Raw genomic sequence first — 15475 nt, 5'->3', positions numbered from 1 at the left:
GAGATGAACTCCTCGTAGTCGCGGATGTAATCGTCCGCATCGTACTCATGAGAACGACGCGGCAGAATACCAGCCAACAACCGCTGAAAATGAGAAAAGCCCCGGTGTACGGGGCTATTCAGGATGGCGAAGCGGACCGACGGCGTGGTCGCCCTACCCCAGCTTGTTGAACAGACTGAGGCCTGCGATTTTCACGTAGCTCTGCTGAGAGGCCTCCAGGATGACCGACTGGAACGATAGCCGCGACAGCGCCTCGGCGTAATCCAGTTCCCGCAGGTCGGCCTGTATGGACTGGTTCACCAGGGTCACGTCTTCGTTGTCGGTCAGGGTGGATTCGACCACGTTCAGGCGAGCGCCGATGTCGCCACGCACCGAGTCGACCACGGTCATACCGTTGTCCAGGTTGGTCAGGGCTTCGGCAATAGAATCGCGGACAACATTGTTGCCAGCCGGTGTATCGGGAGCGTTCTCAAGCGCCATGCGCAGGTTCGCGATGGTGTCGAGGATGCCCTGCTTTTGCTGGTTCGGCTGGGCGGTCACCTCGACGGTCTCGCCGCCTACGGGAACGCCGTCGAACTTGATGCTGACGCCACGGAACACCACCTTATCGTCGGTGGTGCCATCCGTGTCGATGGCGCCGCTACCAAGCACCGGCGTGGTGGTGCCCTGCTCGAAGATCTCGTAGCTGTTGGCGTCGGGGTTGCCGAAGACGATCTGTACGCCGGCATCGGGGAAAGGCGGGTTGCCGGTAAAGGCCACTTCGTCCTGCACCAACGGCGCCGAGGGGCTCAGCGTGGAGCCGGCGGGGCTGTTGGTCACGGCGCTGTCCAGCCGCCCAGCATTGATGACGTTCTCGAAAATGCGCTTGCCGTTGTCGCTGATGGGAACCTGCAGGGAGCTCGCCACTTGCAACTTGCGCTGGCCTTCATCGCCCTCGTAGCTGTAGCTGCCGTCAGCGTTGCGCACGAAGGGCTGGGTCTTGCCTTGGAAGCCCGAGAAAATGTACTCGCCTCGCGCGTTGCGGGTGTTCATCAGGCCAAGCAGTTCGTCTTCGCGCTCACGCAGCTCGGCGGCGATGGACTTGCGATCTTCCGCGCTGAGGGCGCCGTTGCCCGCCTCTCCCGCCAGCTCGCGCACGCGCTGGAGCACGGTGTTGACCGAATTCAGCGTCACCTCTTCCTGGGTCAGGCTGTTCTTGGCCGCCGTCAGGTTGGAGGCGTACTGATCCAGTACACCCTGCTGCTGGTCCAGTTGCAGGAGTCGCACCGAGGCCACGGGGTCGTCCGCCGGCGTGAGGATGCGGTTGCCGGTACTGATCTGTTCCTGGGTGCGGGTGACGTTCGCGTAGTTCCGCTGCAGGCCCGACACGCCATTGTTGTATTGCTGGATGGTGGAAATGCGCATGGCGGGCTCCGTTAGCGGAAGGTGCTCATCAAGGTATCGAACAGGCTTCGGGCAACTTGAATGACTTGCGACGAGGCGTTGTAGTACTGCTCGAACTTGATCAGGTTGGCCGCCTCTTCATCCAGGCTCACTGCCGAGAGGGAGTCGCGGTTGTCCGTGGCCTGCTTGAGGATCGCCGTGCTGGCTTCGCTGTCCACCCGCGCCTGGGCGGTCAGGGTGCCTACCCGCTCCACGAGGTCACCGTAGCTGTCGGAGAAGCTGGAGCCGCTGCCACCCGCCAGGGCGTCCACGCCGACGGCAGCCTTGGTCTGCAAATCCACCAGTTTGAGCGCGTTACGGTTGTCGGAGACACCGTTGGTGCTCAGAGCGAGACTGAAAGTGTCGCCGGTTTCCGCGCGTCCACTGAAGCTCTGGGTGATCTGGTACTCCTGAGTCGTGGCCGGAGTACCGGTGGTGACCGACACGGTGTAGCTCAGCTGATTGGTCTGCCCCGGGGTCACGCTCAAGGTTCCCGACGGCGGCTGGCTGATGGTCACGCCAGGCGGCAGGCCGGAGAAGCTCAGACTTCCCGGCGTGCCAGCGGTGTAGTTCATGGTGATGGACGAGATCGCCGCCAGGTGCGCCTGGCTCATGGGGTTCAGCGTATTGGTGATGTTGGGCTGGCCGATGGCGCCGGTGCCCTTGTTCTGCACATTCGCTTCCGAATGCAGAGGGGCAGCGAAGGCCAACTGGTCGGCCTGGTCCAGCACCGCGCTGATGTCCTTGGCGCCGGTGCGCGTCGGCTGGAGCACGAACTTGTCACCCGTGGTAGGCGGCGGCACGCCGAGGGCGATCTGGAAGCCCTGGTTGCGGCCCGCGCTGTCCGTGATGGTCAGGGTGCCCGACGGGGTGCTGTCGCTGACCACCATCTGCTGGTTGTCGCTCAGGCGGCGCACCGTATAAGGCGGCGTCGCCGTGGCGTCGTACTCCATCTGGTAGTCGCTGGTGTTGAGCAGGCTGGTATTGGTGATGTTCAGCGCGGGCTGGGCATTGCTGTTGCCGGCGAACGCCTTGACCCGCAGTGCCGCCAGGGCCGGGTCGTTGTAGTTGCCGAACAGCGCCGCGCCGACTTTCCCCTTCAGGTCCAGGCCCTGGCCGAGCTGGGTGTTGACCTGGTCGCTGATGGACATGGCCAGGCGTCCCAGGGTGTTCAGGCTGGCGTCCAGGGTCTCGCTGCGGTAGCGGATCAGGCCGCCCAGTTCGCCACCGCTGAGCAGCGTGGTGACGCCCTGGCGGGAATCGCCGCTGACGAACTCCAGTTCGAATCGGCTGGGGTCGCCCTTGCCAGGCACCGCTTCCAGGCGGTTGGCGGAGCTACCCACCACCAGCGGCTGGCCGGTGCCGACGAAGATGCTCTGGGTGCCGTCGCTCTGCGGCACCACGCTGACGCCCACATAGGTGGAAAGCTGACGGATCGCTTCCTCGCGGGAGTCCAGCAGGTCGTTGGGCACCTGGCCGTTGGAAGAGGCGACGGCGATGGCGTCATTGAGGCTGGCGATGGAGCCGGCCAGGCGGTTCACCTGGTCCGCCACCGACGACATCTGCTTGTTCAGCGAGTCGTTCTGCGCGCTCAGCCGGTCGTATACGGTATTGAAGCGGCGCGCCAGCCCTTCGGCCTCGGACAGCACCAGCTGCCGCGCCGGCATATTGGCAGGGTCCTCGGCGGCAGTCTGCATGGCCGCGAAGAAGCTCTTCAGCGACGGCGTGATGCCGGTGGTGGTGCCGGACAACAGCGAGTCGAGCTGGTCGATCTGGCTCTTGTAGGCATCCACATCGCTGCTCAGCGAAGTGGTGTTGCGCAGCTGCGCAGTGAGGAATTCGCTGTAGCTGCGGCGGATATCCGTCAGGGTCACGCCGCTGCCGATATAACCCGAGCCGGAGAACTGCGGCAGGGTCGTGGACTGCGTCGCGCTCTGCCGGGTGAAGCCGGGCGTATTGACGTTGGAGATGTTGTGGCCGGTGACGGTGAGCTGTGTCTGGCTCACGCGCAGTCCCGACAGGCCAATGTTCAGTAAGTCAGCCATGACTCAAGCCTCATATCCTGGTGGTCGTGCTGTCGACTGCAGCAACGGCCTGGTAAACCTGCATACCGCGGGCGATCTGGGAAATCTTGCGGGCGTATTGGGGGTCGGTGGCGTAACCGGCCTTCTGCAGCTCGCGAACGAACTGCTCGGAGTTCTCGGAGGAATTCAGCGCCTTGTCGTAGCGGTCGTTGTTCTCCAGGAAGCTCACGTAGTCGTGGAAGCTCTGCTCGAAGGAGTTGTAGGAACGGAACGATGCCGCTTCCTTGACCGCCTTGCCGCCCTTGTACTCGGTGGTCATGACCCGCGCGGAATCGCCGTCCCAGCTCTTGTGGGCCTTGATGCCGAACAGGTTGTGACTGCTGGTGCCATCGCCTTCGCGGATGATCGACTTGCCCCAGCCGGTTTCCAGCGCTGCCTGGGCCACCAGGTAACGGGGGTCGACGCCGATTCGCTCGGCGGCCTTCTCGGCCATCGGCAGCAGGGTGTCGATGAACTCGTTGCGCGAAGCGAAGGCGCGCTTGCCCGTACCCTTGGCGCTTTCCGCTGCCTCGGCACCGACCACTTCGCGCTCAGGCGCGGCGTAGGCCTGCGCCGGGGACCAGTCCTTGCCGGCCAGCGAGGTGCCGGCCAGCTGTTCGGGCGACGGCACGATGCCCGCCGCCTGGCGATCGCTCAGCTTGCCGGGGAGTGCCAGGCGGCGCTGATTGAGCAGCTTGGAGTCGTCACGTTCCGCAAAGCCCGAGGATTCGGCCTTCGCCACCTGCTCGCTGCCCTGCGCCGGCCAGTTGGCCTGGACGCCGGATTGCACCTGGGCAAAGGGATTCGGCCCCGTCGACTTGTTGGTCTTGGACAACTGCCGGGTCAGCACATCGGCCAGGCCGACGCCGCCCTGCTTGGACAGGGTCACGGCCAGCTGCTGGTCGTGCATTTCCTGGTAGGTCTTGGTCTCGTTGCTGTTCAGGTAGTTGCCTTCGGCGAAGGCTTCACCCGCCTGGCGCATGGATTTCATCATCTCGTTGAGGAACAGAGACTCGAACTCCTGGGCCACCTTGCGGATATTGGCCTCGCTGTCGCGATCCTTGCCGGCCTTGAACTGGCTGAGCCGGTTCAGGTCGGTGTAGGCGCCGCTGTCCACCTTGGAACCGCTGGCGAGACCTGCGGAGAATTTCGCGTTCATCGCTTTCCCTTAAATCACGATCAGGTCGGCTTGCAGGGCGCCGGCCTGCTTCAGCGCTTCGAGGATGGCCATCAGGTCGGACGGCGCAGCGCCCACCTGGTTAACAGCACGCACGATTTCGTCGAGGGTGGTACCGGGACCGAACTTGAACATCGGCTTGGCTTCTTCGTCGGCATTGACCTTGGAGCGCGGTACTACCGCAGTCTGGCCACCGGAGAAGGCTTCCGGCTGGCTGACGATAGGGTCTTCGGTGATGGTCACGGTCAGGCTGCCGTGTGTTACGGCGGCTGGCTGCACCTTCACGTTCTGGCCAATGACGATGGTCCCGGTACGCGAGTTGATGATGACCTTGGCCACAGCCTGGCCCGCTTCGATCTCCAGGTTCTCGATCACCGACAGGTAATCCACGCGCTGGCCCGGGTCCAGCGGCGCACTGACCCGTACCGAACCACCATCGACCGCCTGGGCGACGCCCGGGCCGAGCAATTCATTGAGCTTGTCGACGATGTTCTTCGCCGTGGTGAAGTCCGGGCGGTTGAGGTTCAGGGTGAGGAAGCTGCCCTGCTCGAAGCCGCTCGGCACCGGGCGTTCCACGGTGGCGCCGGACGGAATGCGCCCGGAGGACGGAACGTTGACAGTGATCTTGGAACCGTCGCTGCCCTCGGCGTCGAATCCGCCCACCACCAGGTTGCCCTGGGCGATGGCGTAGACGTTGCCGTCGATACCTTTGAGCGGCGACATCAGCAGGCTGCCGCCGCGCAGGCTCTTGGCGTTGCCGATGGAGGAAACGGTCACGTCGATGGTCTGGCCCGGCTTGGCGAAGGGCGGCAGGTCGGCGTGGATGGACACGGCCGCGACGTTCTTCAGCTGCACGTTACCGACGTTGGCCGGCACCTTGATGCCGAACTGCGCCAGCATGTTGTTGAAGGTCTGCAGGGTGAACGGCGTCTGGGTGGTCTGGTCACCCGAGCCGTTCAGGCCGACTACCAGGCCGTAGCCGATCAGTTGGTTGGTCCGCACGCCCTGGATGCTCGCCAGGTCCTTCAGGCGCTCGGCCTGGGCCAGGCCGGCAACGAGCAGCAGGCAGAGGGCAGTGATCAGTCGCTTCATGGTCGGCCTCATCAGAACGGGAACAGCGGGCTCATGAAGAACCGGTCGAACCAGCCCGGCTGGCTGGCGTCGGCGAAGGCGCCGGTGCCGGAATAGGTGATGCGTGCATCGGCTACGCGAGTGGACGGCACGGTGTTATCGGTGCCGATGTCATCGGCGCGGACCATGCCGGCAATGCGCACCAGCTCATCGCCGGTGTTCAGGGTCAGCCACTTCTCGCCGCGGACCGCGAGGATGCCGTTGGGCAGCACTTCGGACACGGTGACGGTGACGGAACCGGACAGACTGTTGCTCTGCCCCGCCTTGGAATCACCCTTGGTATCGCGGGTCGCGTTGTATTCGGCGTCCAGGGACAGGCGCGCGGCATCCAGCGGATTGAGGCCGCCGTTCGGGTTGTTCACCGACACGCCGCCACCGAAGAGCGAGGTCAGGCCGATGTTGGCGTTGCTGTCCTTCTGGATCTGCGAGTTGGCGTTCTTGCTGGCCTGGGTACGCTCGTTGAGGGTGATGGTGATGATGTCACCCACGCGATAGGCCTTGCGGTCGTCGTAGAGGTTGGTCTCGAAACCGGCCTGGTAGATGGCGCCGTTGCTCTGTGCGGCAGGCAGCGGAGTGCGCGGCAGCACGGGCGCGTAGTAGGGATCGTTCGGTCGCGGCGCAGGTTGCACACAGCCCTGGATCAGGGTGATGCCGAGCAGCGGGAGGAGAATGATCAGCCGGTTCATGACAACTACCTCAGGGCGTTACAGGTTCTGCGTGACGAAAGCGAGCATCTGGTCAGCGGTGGAGATGACCTTGGAGTTCATCTCGTAGGCGCGCTGGGTGGTGATCATGTTCACCAGCTCCTCGACCACGCTGACGTTGGAGTTTTCCAGGGTGTTCTGCTGCACCACGCCCAGACCGGTCAGGCCCGGAGTACCGACCTGCGGCGCGCCACTGGCGGCGGTCTCCAGGTACAGGTTGTTGCCGATGGATTGCAGGCCGCCGTAGTTGACGAAGTCGGCGGTCTGGATATTGCCGATGATCTGGGCAGCGGGGTTGCCGGTGGTGGTCACGGAGACAGTGCCGTCTTCGCCCACGGTGAAGGTCTGCACTTCGGCGGGCAGGACGATGGCCGGCTCCAGGGCGAAGCCCTGAGAGGTGACGATCTGGCCGTCGGAGTTCAAGTGGAAGCTGCCGTCACGGGTGTAGGCGACGGTGCCATCGGGCATCAGCACCTGGAAGAAGCCGCGACCGTTGATGGCCATGTCCAGCGGCTGCTCGGTGGTTTGCAGGCTGCCCTGGGTGAAAATCTTCTGGGTGCCGGCGATGCGCACACCGGTACCCAGCTGCAGGCCGGTGGGCAGTTCGCTGTCCTGGCTGGTCTGGCCACCCGGCTGACGACGGATCTGGTACAGCAGGTCCTCGAACTCGGCGCGGTCGCGCTTGAAGCCCGTGGTCGAAACGTTCGCCAGGTTGTTGGAAATGGTGGTCAGGTTCATGTCCTGGGCGGACAGGCCGGTTTTGCTGACCCAGAGTGCCGGAAGCATTTTCTTCTCCTCGGGCGCCGGAAACATGGCGCCGCGTACTGGTGATTAGCTGAGCTGCAAGACCCGCGCCATTGCCGAAGAATTGTCTTCGGCGGTACGCATCATCTTCACGGAAAGCTCGAACTGGCGGGACAGCGACAGGATCGCGGTCATCTCTTCCACGGCGTTGACGTTGCTGGCTTCAATGAAGCCGGAAGTCACGCGGACATTGGCGTCGGCCTGCACCGGCTGCAGCGGGTCCTTGACGCGGATCAGGCCGTCGGCGCCCTTCTCCAGCTGCTTGGGATCTGGGTTGACCAGCTTGATGCGGTCCACCTCGGCCACCACGTTGGGCGCCTCGCCCAGGGCACGGATGCTGATGGTGCCGTCCTGGCCGATCTCGACTTTCTGCTCCGGCGGAATGGCAATGGGACCGGCATTGCCCATGACCGGCAAACCATTGCCGGTGCGGAGCTGGCCAAGGGCATCGATCTGCAGGCTGGCGGTGCGCACATAGGCTTCGCTGCCGTCGGGGGCCTGAACCGCAACCCAACCCTCCCCTTCCACGGCGACATCCAGGTCACGGCCGGTTTCCTGCAGGGCGCCGGGAGTGAAGTCAGTGCCGGGGCGCTCGGTCATGGCATAGACCCGCGACGGGAAGCTGTCGCCGAACACCGGCATGGAACGCGCTTGCTCGAAATCGCGGCGGAAACCGGAAGTCGAAATGTTCGCCAGGTTGTTGGCATGAGCACGCTGAGCCAGGCTGTTCTGGCTGGCTCCGCTCATTGCGACATAAAGCATCTTGTCCATGAATTTCTCCGAGTGGGCGTTGCCGCCCTTGGCGCTGTGCAAGCTATCCAGCAAGCCGCATGCCAACCTCGAAATTCACAAGCAAGCAATTGAAATAAAAGGATTTTTCAGAAAAGAAAAAGGCCCTTTGCAGGGCCTTGTCAAAGCGCTGGCGGCGAGGGGATGCCGCCAGCGGCAAGGGGATTTGCCGCATGGAGTCCGGTAATCGGGCTCCGCTGGCGGGGCGAGACCCACCCCACCGAGCTACCAGGCTACGCGGACTGTAGGGTGCGCCATGCGCACCGGGGCGAAGCAATGCCTTGGCAAAGACATTACCCCCAACGCCGGTATCGGTGCGCGCGGCGCACCCTACGAACTATCAGCGGAGATTGATGATGGTCTGGGTTACGGCGTCTTCTGTCTGGATGGTCTTGGCGTTCGCCTGGTAGTTGCGCTGGGCGACGATCAGGTTCACCAGTTGGTCCGACAGCTCGACGTTGGAGTCTTCGAGGGCGCCCGCCTGGAGAGCACCCAGGGTGCCGGAACGTGGCGTACCGACTATGGGCTCACCGGACTCGAACGATTGCACCCAGCCGGTCTTGCCGACCGGGGTCAGGCCCTGGACGTTCGCGAAACTGGCGAGGATCACCTGGCCCTGCACCTTGGACTGGCCGTTGGTGTAGCGCGCAAAGATCACACCGGTATCGTCGATTTCCAGGCCCGCCAACTGCCCGGTGGTGTAGCCGTCCTGGCTGATGCTGTTCACCGCGAAGGCGCTGGAGTACTGGGTGGAGCCGCGGATATCGACGCTGATGCCGCCGGCGTCGGCGGTGGCGCCGTTGGCCGACCAGTTGGCCGGCGTGCCGCCATCGGATACGGCGGGCACCCAGTCATCCAGATTCATCAGCCCGGTGGCCGGGTCGTAGTTCAGCTCGCCACCCGCCGCCATGCCGGCGGTGTTCAGGCTGCCGTCGGCATTGAACAACAGGTTGGTGGTGTGCGGGTCGGTGCTGGTCGGGTTGGACGGATTGCGGCCATCCACCAGCACGGCCATGGTCCAGTTGTTGGTCACCGGCGGTGTCGCGGCCGGGTCCGAGTTATTGATGAAGTACTGGGTCATGACGTGGGCATTGCCCTGGGAGTCATAGATGTTGACCGAGGTGGACGAGGTGTAGGTCGTCGGATCGCTCGGGTCGAACGGGGTGTTGGTCGGCGCCTTGGTGGTGGAGTTCAGGTTGAACTTCTGGGCGACCTCGGTGGTGGCCTTGGGTGCCTGGTTGGACGTCTGGACCTGCAGGTCGCTGACCACGCCATTCTGCACATTGCCGTTACCGTCGATGCCGTAGCCCTGCAGGCGGTAACCGAAGTTGTTGACGATGTAGCCGCTGCGGTCGGTCCCGAAGTAGCCGGCGCGGGTGTAGCTGACCTCGCCGTTGTTGCTGGTCTGGAAGAAACCGTTGCCGTTGATGGCCAGGTCCAGGGCGTTCTGCGTGTAGTTGATGTTGCCCTGGTTGAACAGCTGGGACACGTCGCCCAGCAGCACGCCGCTACCCTGCGGGTTCTTGCCGGTACCCAGCACCGAAGCGGCATAGACGTCGGCGAATTCCGCACGGGACTGCTTGAAGCCGGCGGTACCGGCGTTGGCAATGTTATTACCGGTGACGTTGAGGTCGCTGGTCGCTGCACGCAGGCCGCTGAGACCGATGTTGAACGCCATTTCTATCTCCTTTGCCGGTGCTTCCCGGCGCTCTGAACCGGGAAGTTACTGACCGATGACCTGGACCTTGGAGAGACCGACGCTGCCGATGCCCGCGAGGTTGAGCATCAGTTCGCCGCCGTTCTGGCCGAGGGTGACGCTGTCAACGTTGGCCGGCAGCATGGTGTAGAGGGCCTTGGTCTCACCGCCGTACTGGGCCTGAGCTTCGAACTTGTAGGTGCCGGGCGGCATGACCTTGCCGCTGGAGTCCTTGCCGTCCCACATGAAGCTCACGCTGCCCGCAGGCTGCTCGCCAAGGTTGACGCGGTTCACCAGGGTGCCGGCGCTGTCGTAGACGTTGACCCAGACGTTGCTGCTGGAAATGGGCAGGTTGGCGCTGGCCTTGAAGGTTTCACTGGTGTCCACCACCGCCTTCTCGCTCGGCACGATCACCTTGCGGCCCACCAAGGACGAGGCTTGCAGTGCCTGGGAAGATTGGTAGCCGGACAGCAGCGAACCCATGCTGGAGTTGAGCTTCTCAATGCCTTCCACCTGGCTGAACTGTGCCAGCTGGGCGATGAACTCGCCGTTCTCCTGGGGAGACAGCGGGTCCTGGTTGTTCAACTGGGCGACCAGCAGTTCCAGGAACTCGTTCTTGCCGAGGTCCTTGCTCTTGGCTTCGTTCTTGATGGCGTACTGGTCGAGAAACGACTGGCCATCGGTGGACGCTACGTTGCTGACACTCATGCTGTTCCCTCGCGCGCTATCACTGACCCAGGGTCAGCACTTTCTGCATCATCTGTTTGGCGGTGTTCATCATTTCCACGTTGGTCTGGAAGGACCGGCTGGCGGAAATCATGTCGGCCATCTCTTCGACCACGTTCACATTGGGGTAGTACACGTAGCCATCCGCGTTGGCCGCCGGGTGGTTCGGCTCGTAGCGCGGGGTCAGGGTGCTCTGGTCCTCGATCACGCCGAGTACCTGGACGCCGGCGCCGGACTGATCCTGGTCGGCGAACAGCGAGCCGCGGTCGCCATTGCCCAGGCTGTCCTGGAACATGGTGGCGAACACCGGGTGGCGGGCGCGGTAGGTCTGGTCGAGGCTGGAGGAAACGGTTTCGGCGTTGGCGATGTTGCTGGAGATGGTGTTGAGCCGAGTGTTCTGGGCACTCATGCCGGTGCCGGCGATATTGAAGATGCTGGACAGTGACATGGCTTGGCTCTCCGTTATTCGCCGCGCAGGGCGTTGATCAGCCCTTTGAACTTGCTGTTGAGGAAGGTGAAGCTGGCCTGGAACTGCATGGCGTTCTCGGTGTAGTTCGACTGTTCGAGCTGGGCGTCGACGGTGTTCTGGTCGACCGCCGCCTGGAACGGAATGCGGTACTTCAGCGAGGCATCAGCCATGTCGAAACCTTCGGCGACCATGTGGCGCTCATTGGTACGGGCGGCCTGGAAGCTGCCGTGGGCGGCTTTCTCCGACTGCTGAGCCAGCACGCTGGCGAAGTCCAGGTCACGAGCCTTGTAGTTCGGGGTATCGGCGTTGGCGATGTTGTTGGCCAGCACCTCGCCACGCTGAGCGCGGAAGCTGAGGGCTTGCTGATGGATGCCGAGGGCCTTTTCGAAGCTGATGCTCATGTCCGGAACCTTTGCCAGTGGCAATCTGGTTTGCTTGCCTGACATTCAGCAAAGGCCGTGCCAAAACTATTTTCCCTTTAGTTTCAGTAGCTTGGAGAAATTAAGGGCGGCAAAAAGCGGCAATGGCCGCTGGCCGGGCGGCAAAGCGGCAAGGGCTGGTTGCCGCTGGTTGCCGCTTTGGCGGGGGGGTACGAATTGAGGTACCCCTCGTGCACGAGGCCTTCCCCTTCCGCCGAGTTAGGCCCGTAGGGTGCGCTGCGCGCACCGATTCCGGGATCGGCTTCGGCACCACGTCCAACCGCCGGTGCGCACGGCGCACCCTACGGGATCGGCTTCATCCTGCTAGCCCGGTGATTCACAGGAGGTGGTTTCCCAAGTTCAAATGCATCGGCTCTCACCGGAAAACAAGAAGGCCGCCCTTGGGCGGCCTTGGTGCACTCATCGAGCCAGTGGATACAACCTGTCGTCGAACTGGTCCAGCCGTGGAAACGCTAGCGGTACGTCCTGAGCCAGCCCCTGCAATCGATCCTGATAGGCACGCAGGAAATCCTGGCGAGCGTCGTTGCTGATGTAGGGCACGTGCCACGCCACGAAGGGCGGCAGCACGTCCAGGCCGACATAGGCCAAAGTGCCACGCAGCAGCGGCCGCAGCATGTCTTCCAGCGGGCCATGAATGGCGCCTTCACCGAACATGTGCTCGCGGCCGCCCAGGGTCAGGGTGACCAGCGCCTTCTTGCCGGCCAGGCCGCCCTGGTCGTAGAAGCGCTTGCCGCCGTAGCAGACGCCGGATACCAGTACCCGGTCGATCCAGCCCTTGAGAATGGCCGGCACCGAGAACCAGTAGAGCGGGAAGTTGAGGATCAGCAGGTCGGCCCAGAGCAACTTGTCGAGTTCGCGCTGGATGTCCGGTGCAATCTTGCCGCCCTTCACGCCTTCGCGCTGCTCCAGGGCGTAGACCAGGTAATCCGGGTTCTGCCGCTCGCTGAAATCAGCGGCGCTGGCGACCGGGTTCCACTCCAATGCGTGGAGGTCGGACTGGCGGACTTCATGCCCCTGCCCTTGCAGGGTTTCCACTGCGAGATCGCGCAAGGCGCTGCAGAACGACTGCGACTCAGGATGGGCATGGACGATCAGAATCTTCATGGGTGTTCCTTATGGCACGGTCCGTAGGTCGCAGATGGCGGCGAGGCCCGATAGTCAGGGATTCGCCGCCTAACGCAAACCTTCATTCACGCAATTTCTGGTTGATCAATCAGTTCAGCTGCACAACGGGCGATGCGCCGACAGGCCTCTTGCAGCGGCTCACTGCCCAGCACCAGCCCCAGACGGATATGGCCGGCCGCGCTGGGGCCGAACGCTTCACCCGCCAGTACCGACACGCCATGGTTGTCCAGCAGCCGGTCGGCGAAGTCCTGGGCGGACAGGCCCGTCGGACGGATATCCACCATCACGAACATGCCGCCGTCCGGTTTCAGCGCACGCAAGCCGGGGCAGCCTTCCAGGCTCGCGCAGACCAGGTCGCGCCGCTGCCGATAGGCCTCGCGCATGGCTTCCAGCTCGGGCAGGCGAGCATCCAGTGCGACGCAGGCGGCGTCCTGTACGAAGTCAGGCGAGCCGTAGAGCATGCACAGGGCGAGGTTTTCCAGGTGCCCGGACAGCTCCTTCGAGCCTACGACCCAACCCACCCGCCAACCGGTCATGGCGTGGGACTTGGACAGGCTGTTGATGGTGGCGGTGCGCTCTGCCATCCCCGGCAGGCTCGCCGGACTGATGTGCTCGCCCTCGAAAAGCAGTTCGCTGTAGACCTCGTCGGAGATCATCCAGAGATCGTGGGCAATGCAGAGCTCAGCCAGCGCTTCCCAGGTGCGGCGCGGCAGGCTGGCACCGGATGGGTTGTGCGGGCTGTTCAAGGCCAGGGCACGGGTGCGCGGAGTGATCGCGGCAGCCACGTCCTCCGCCTGGATGCGGAAACCGTTCTCCGAACGTACCGGCACCGGGATCACTTTCGCGCCGCACGCGCCGAACACGGCTTCGTAGGTGACGTACATGGGCTCGGCGACGATGACCTCGTCACCCGGATTGAGCAGGCACTGCACAACGCAGAACAACGCGCACTGCGCCCCGGCCAATACCACCACTTCGTCCGTGCCGACGTTCTGCCCACTGCGTCGGTTGTGCCAGGCGGCGATGCGCTGGCGCAGGGTGGCCTTGCCGCGCACGTCGGAGTAGTGCGTGTTGCCGTTGAGCAGGCTGTCGATGGCGGCCTGCACGATGGGCTGCGGCGTGTCGAAGTCGGGATCGCCCACTGACAGCAGGAGAATGTCGTCACCGCGGGCCTGGCGGTCCAACGCACGGTAGTGAATGTTCCAGGCTGCCGCGCCGTCGCCGGCGATACGTTGGGTGAGGTCGGAAAAGCGCATGGTTATCTCCTCGGCCTGCGCTCAATGAGCGCAGGCGTGTTTCAGTTCGATCAGGGTGACGCCGGGGTGGTTGAAGCCTGCGCGCAGGTCGCCTTCCAGTTCGTCGAGGCTGCGGGGCTGCTTCACCGTGCAGCCGAAGGCTCGGGCCAGGCCGGCAAAATCCGGGTTGCGCGGCAGCACGCCCACCGGCTCGATATCCAGGGCCAGCATGTCGTCACGGATCTGGCCCAGGGCGTCGTTGTTCCACAGCAGCACCACCAGCGGGCTGTCGAGCTCCTCCGTGGCGGTCGCCAGCTCCTGCGCGGTGTAGAGGAAACCGCCATCCCCAACCAGCACCAGGCCGGGCCGCGACGGTGCGCCGAACTTGGCGCCGATGCCGGCCGGCAGGCCATAGCCGAGGGTGCCGTAGCCCGTCGGGTGCAGCCAGCTGCGTGGCGCCCGGCTGGCGAAGGCGTAGTTGCCGGTGTAGGCCAGCTGGGTCATGTCGGTGCTGATGAACGCATCGGCCGGCAGCGTGGCGGCAATGCGGTCGAGAATCGCTTGGTGAATGGTCTGCAGCGGCGCATGGCCGTTGCGGATGTCCCCACGCAGCCGGGCGACACGGGCGGCGGATGCCTCCCCTGCCCTGCTCGTTTCCGGCAGGTGCTGCAGCAGCACCTCAAGGGTCTGGCGGGCATCGCCCTTGAGCGCCACAGAGCAGGGGTAGAAATCGTTGAACTTGCGCGGGTCGACATCGATTCGGATCAGCTCGCCGGTCAGCGGCAGTCGTTCACGCCAGAAGTCCGTATCAGCCATTTCGGTACCCACGGCCAGCACCAGGTCGGCCTCGGCGATCATCTCCCAACCCGGCGCCACGCAGAGACTGGCTCCGGCGTTGAGCGGAGCGTCCGGCGGCAACAGCCCCTTGCCGGCCACGCTGGTGAACACGGGAGCAGCCAGCCGCTCACTGAGTGCCTGCAGGACATCCGCAGCCCCCAAGGCGCCACCGCCCGCGAGGATCATCGGCCGCTTGGCCGTGGCCAGACGTTTGGCGGCTGCATCCAGTGACCCGACATCCGGCAGGCCACGGCTTGGGCGGCGTACCACCTCGGCGGTCCAGTCCCGCGCGACCGGGGCGGCCAGCACATCGAGCGGAACCGAGATATGCACCGGACGCGGACGCTCGCCATCGAACACGGCATAGGCGCGCGCCACCAGCTCAGGCAGATCTTCCGGGGTCAGGGCCACGGCGGAGAACGCGGTGATGGGGGCGGTAATGGCGCGCTGGTCCTGAGTTTCGTGCAGGCAGCCCCAGCCTTTGCCGAGGCTCGCCGTGTGGTTGACGCTGGAGATGACCAGCATCGGGATCGAATCGGCGTAGGCCTGGCCGATGGGGGTAGCCGCGTTGGTCACGCCCGGGCCGGTGATGATGAAACAGACGCCGGGCTTGCCGCTGACCCGTGCATAGCCATCAGCCATGAAGCCGGCGCCCTGCTCGTGGCGGGTCAGCACATGCCGGATTCCGCTGCCGGGGAGGCCGCGATACAACTCCAGGGTGTGCACGCCGGGAATGCCGAACACGGTGTCCACGCCGTAATTGGCCAGAAGGCGAACCAGGGCCTGGCCGCCGGTGAGAGTGTTCTGGTGTTGCATGAGGTGTCTCCTCGAATCGATGCCAAGACCTGTAGGAGCGA

15 protein-coding genes are annotated in these 15475 nt (G+C 64.2%); 1 reads left to right on the top strand and 14 read right to left on the bottom strand.

Translation table 11 applies throughout. From position 1 onward, the window contains the following. Window positions 1-153: 153 nt before the first annotated feature. The 7 genes from flgL to flgF are packed head-to-tail and all read right to left on the bottom strand — an operon-like array spanning window position 154 to window position 8072. Entirely contained in the window at window positions 154-1404 is a 1251-nt protein-coding gene (flgL, locus tag MnOB_RS03005; protein WP_077521872.1) for a flagellar hook-associated protein FlgL, read from the bottom strand. An 11-nt stretch (window positions 1405-1415) separates the two neighbouring features. Then, window positions 1416-3467 carry a flagellar hook-associated protein FlgK gene (gene flgK / locus MnOB_RS03000; protein ID WP_077521870.1) on the bottom strand — a complete coding sequence of 684 codons (2052 nt, stop codon included), beginning with the start codon at window positions 3465-3467 and terminating at the stop codon, window positions 1416-1418. 10 nt (window positions 3468-3477) lie between these two features. Then, the gene (gene flgJ / locus MnOB_RS02995; RefSeq protein WP_077521868.1) at window positions 3478-4644 is read right to left on the bottom strand and encodes a flagellar assembly peptidoglycan hydrolase FlgJ; all 1167 of its coding nucleotides are present in this window, start codon (window positions 4642-4644) and stop codon (window positions 3478-3480) included. A 9-nt stretch (window positions 4645-4653) separates the two neighbouring features. Continuing rightward, the gene (locus MnOB_RS02990) at window positions 4654-5754 is read right to left on the bottom strand and encodes a flagellar basal body P-ring protein FlgI (protein WP_077521866.1); all 1101 of its coding nucleotides are present in this window, start codon (window positions 5752-5754) and stop codon (window positions 4654-4656) included. 11 nt (window positions 5755-5765) lie between these two features. After that, complete coding sequence (gene flgH / locus MnOB_RS02985) at window positions 5766-6479, bottom strand: flagellar basal body L-ring protein FlgH (RefSeq protein WP_077521864.1); 714 nt, start codon at window positions 6477-6479, stop codon at window positions 5766-5768. Window positions 6480-6497: 18 nt separating this feature from the next. After that, window positions 6498-7283 (bottom strand): flagellar basal-body rod protein FlgG, encoded by a 786-nt coding sequence (gene flgG / locus MnOB_RS02980; RefSeq protein WP_077521862.1) that lies wholly within the window; start codon window positions 7281-7283, stop codon window positions 6498-6500. A 45-nt stretch (window positions 7284-7328) separates the two neighbouring features. Next, window positions 7329-8072 (bottom strand): flagellar basal-body rod protein FlgF, encoded by a 744-nt coding sequence (gene flgF, locus MnOB_RS02975; RefSeq protein WP_077522070.1) that lies wholly within the window; start codon window positions 8070-8072, stop codon window positions 7329-7331. On the opposite strand from flgF, the gene MnOB_RS28745 reads away from it, so the two are divergent. Further along, on the top strand, window positions 8071-8277 hold the full coding sequence (locus tag MnOB_RS28745; protein ID WP_158713764.1) for a hypothetical protein: 207 nt from the start codon (window positions 8071-8073) through the stop codon (window positions 8275-8277). The two genes, flgF and MnOB_RS28745, sit on opposite strands and share 2 nt — an antisense overlap. A 153-nt stretch (window positions 8278-8430) precedes the next feature. Here the strand turns inward: MnOB_RS28745 and flgE are convergent, their stop codons facing one another. The 7 genes from flgE to MnOB_RS02940 form a co-directional block, all read right to left on the bottom strand. After that, entirely contained in the window at window positions 8431-9768 is a 1338-nt protein-coding gene (flgE, locus tag MnOB_RS02970; protein WP_077521860.1) for a flagellar hook protein FlgE, read from the bottom strand. 45 nt (window positions 9769-9813) lie between these two features. Then, window positions 9814-10494, bottom strand: coding sequence for a flagellar hook assembly protein FlgD (gene flgD, locus MnOB_RS02965; RefSeq protein ID WP_077521858.1), 681 nt, complete (start codon window positions 10492-10494; stop codon window positions 9814-9816). 19 nt (window positions 10495-10513) lie between these two features. Next, window positions 10514-10960 (bottom strand): flagellar basal body rod protein FlgC, encoded by a 447-nt coding sequence (gene flgC, locus MnOB_RS02960; protein WP_077521856.1) that lies wholly within the window; start codon window positions 10958-10960, stop codon window positions 10514-10516. Window positions 10961-10974: 14 nt separating this feature from the next. After that, window positions 10975-11382: a flagellar basal body rod protein FlgB gene (gene flgB, locus MnOB_RS02955; RefSeq protein WP_077521854.1), complete on the bottom strand. Its 408-nt coding sequence runs from the start codon at window positions 11380-11382 to the stop codon at window positions 10975-10977. Window positions 11383-11820: 438 nt separating this feature from the next. Beyond that, window positions 11821-12525 (bottom strand): NAD(P)H-dependent oxidoreductase, encoded by a 705-nt coding sequence (locus MnOB_RS02950; protein ID WP_077521852.1) that lies wholly within the window; start codon window positions 12523-12525, stop codon window positions 11821-11823. 86 nt (window positions 12526-12611) lie between these two features. Further along, window positions 12612-13802 carry a pyridoxal phosphate-dependent aminotransferase gene (locus MnOB_RS02945; protein ID WP_077521850.1) on the bottom strand — a complete coding sequence of 397 codons (1191 nt, stop codon included), beginning with the start codon at window positions 13800-13802 and terminating at the stop codon, window positions 12612-12614. 21 nt (window positions 13803-13823) lie between these two features. Further along, complete coding sequence (locus MnOB_RS02940) at window positions 13824-15434, bottom strand: 5-guanidino-2-oxopentanoate decarboxylase (RefSeq protein ID WP_077521848.1); 1611 nt, start codon at window positions 15432-15434, stop codon at window positions 13824-13826. Between the last annotated feature and the right edge of the window lie 41 nt (window positions 15435-15475).

It is taken from the genome of Metapseudomonas resinovorans, assembly GCF_002003485.1.
Taxonomy (GTDB): domain Bacteria; phylum Pseudomonadota; class Gammaproteobacteria; order Pseudomonadales; family Pseudomonadaceae; genus Metapseudomonas; species Metapseudomonas resinovorans_D.
This window is presented reverse-complemented; position numbering and strand designations above follow the sequence as displayed.

Coding starts and splice junctions, on each gene's coding strand:
- MnOB_RS02950 (WP_077521852.1), bottom strand. CDS start 12,525: ATGAAGATTCTGATCGTCCATGCCCATCCTGAGTCGCAGTCGTTCTGC.
- MnOB_RS28745 (WP_158713764.1), top strand. CDS start 8,071: ATGAATTTCTCCGAGTGGGCGTTGCCGCCCTTGGCGCTGTGCAAGCTA.
- flgG (WP_077521862.1), bottom strand. CDS start 7,283: ATGCTTCCGGCACTCTGGGTCAGCAAAACCGGCCTGTCCGCCCAGGAC.
- flgF (WP_077522070.1), bottom strand. CDS start 8,072: ATGGACAAGATGCTTTATGTCGCAATGAGCGGAGCCAGCCAGAACAGC.
- flgL (WP_077521872.1), bottom strand. CDS start 1,404: ATGCGCATTTCCACCATCCAGCAATACAACAATGGCGTGTCGGGCCTG.
- flgC (WP_077521856.1), bottom strand. CDS start 10,960: ATGTCACTGTCCAGCATCTTCAATATCGCCGGCACCGGCATGAGTGCC.
- flgJ (WP_077521868.1), bottom strand. CDS start 4,644: ATGAACGCGAAATTCTCCGCAGGTCTCGCCAGCGGTTCCAAGGTGGAC.
- flgD (WP_077521858.1), bottom strand. CDS start 10,494: ATGAGTGTCAGCAACGTAGCGTCCACCGATGGCCAGTCGTTTCTCGAC.
- flgH (WP_077521864.1), bottom strand. CDS start 6,479: ATGAACCGGCTGATCATTCTCCTCCCGCTGCTCGGCATCACCCTGATC.
- flgE (WP_077521860.1), bottom strand. CDS start 9,768: ATGGCGTTCAACATCGGTCTCAGCGGCCTGCGTGCAGCGACCAGCGAC.
- MnOB_RS02990 (WP_077521866.1), bottom strand. CDS start 5,754: ATGAAGCGACTGATCACTGCCCTCTGCCTGCTGCTCGTTGCCGGCCTG.
- flgB (WP_077521854.1), bottom strand. CDS start 11,382: ATGAGCATCAGCTTCGAAAAGGCCCTCGGCATCCATCAGCAAGCCCTC.
- MnOB_RS02945 (WP_077521850.1), bottom strand. CDS start 13,802: ATGCGCTTTTCCGACCTCACCCAACGTATCGCCGGCGACGGCGCGGCA.
- MnOB_RS02940 (WP_077521848.1), bottom strand. CDS start 15,434: ATGCAACACCAGAACACTCTCACCGGCGGCCAGGCCCTGGTTCGCCTT.
- flgK (WP_077521870.1), bottom strand. CDS start 3,467: ATGGCTGACTTACTGAACATTGGCCTGTCGGGACTGCGCGTGAGCCAG.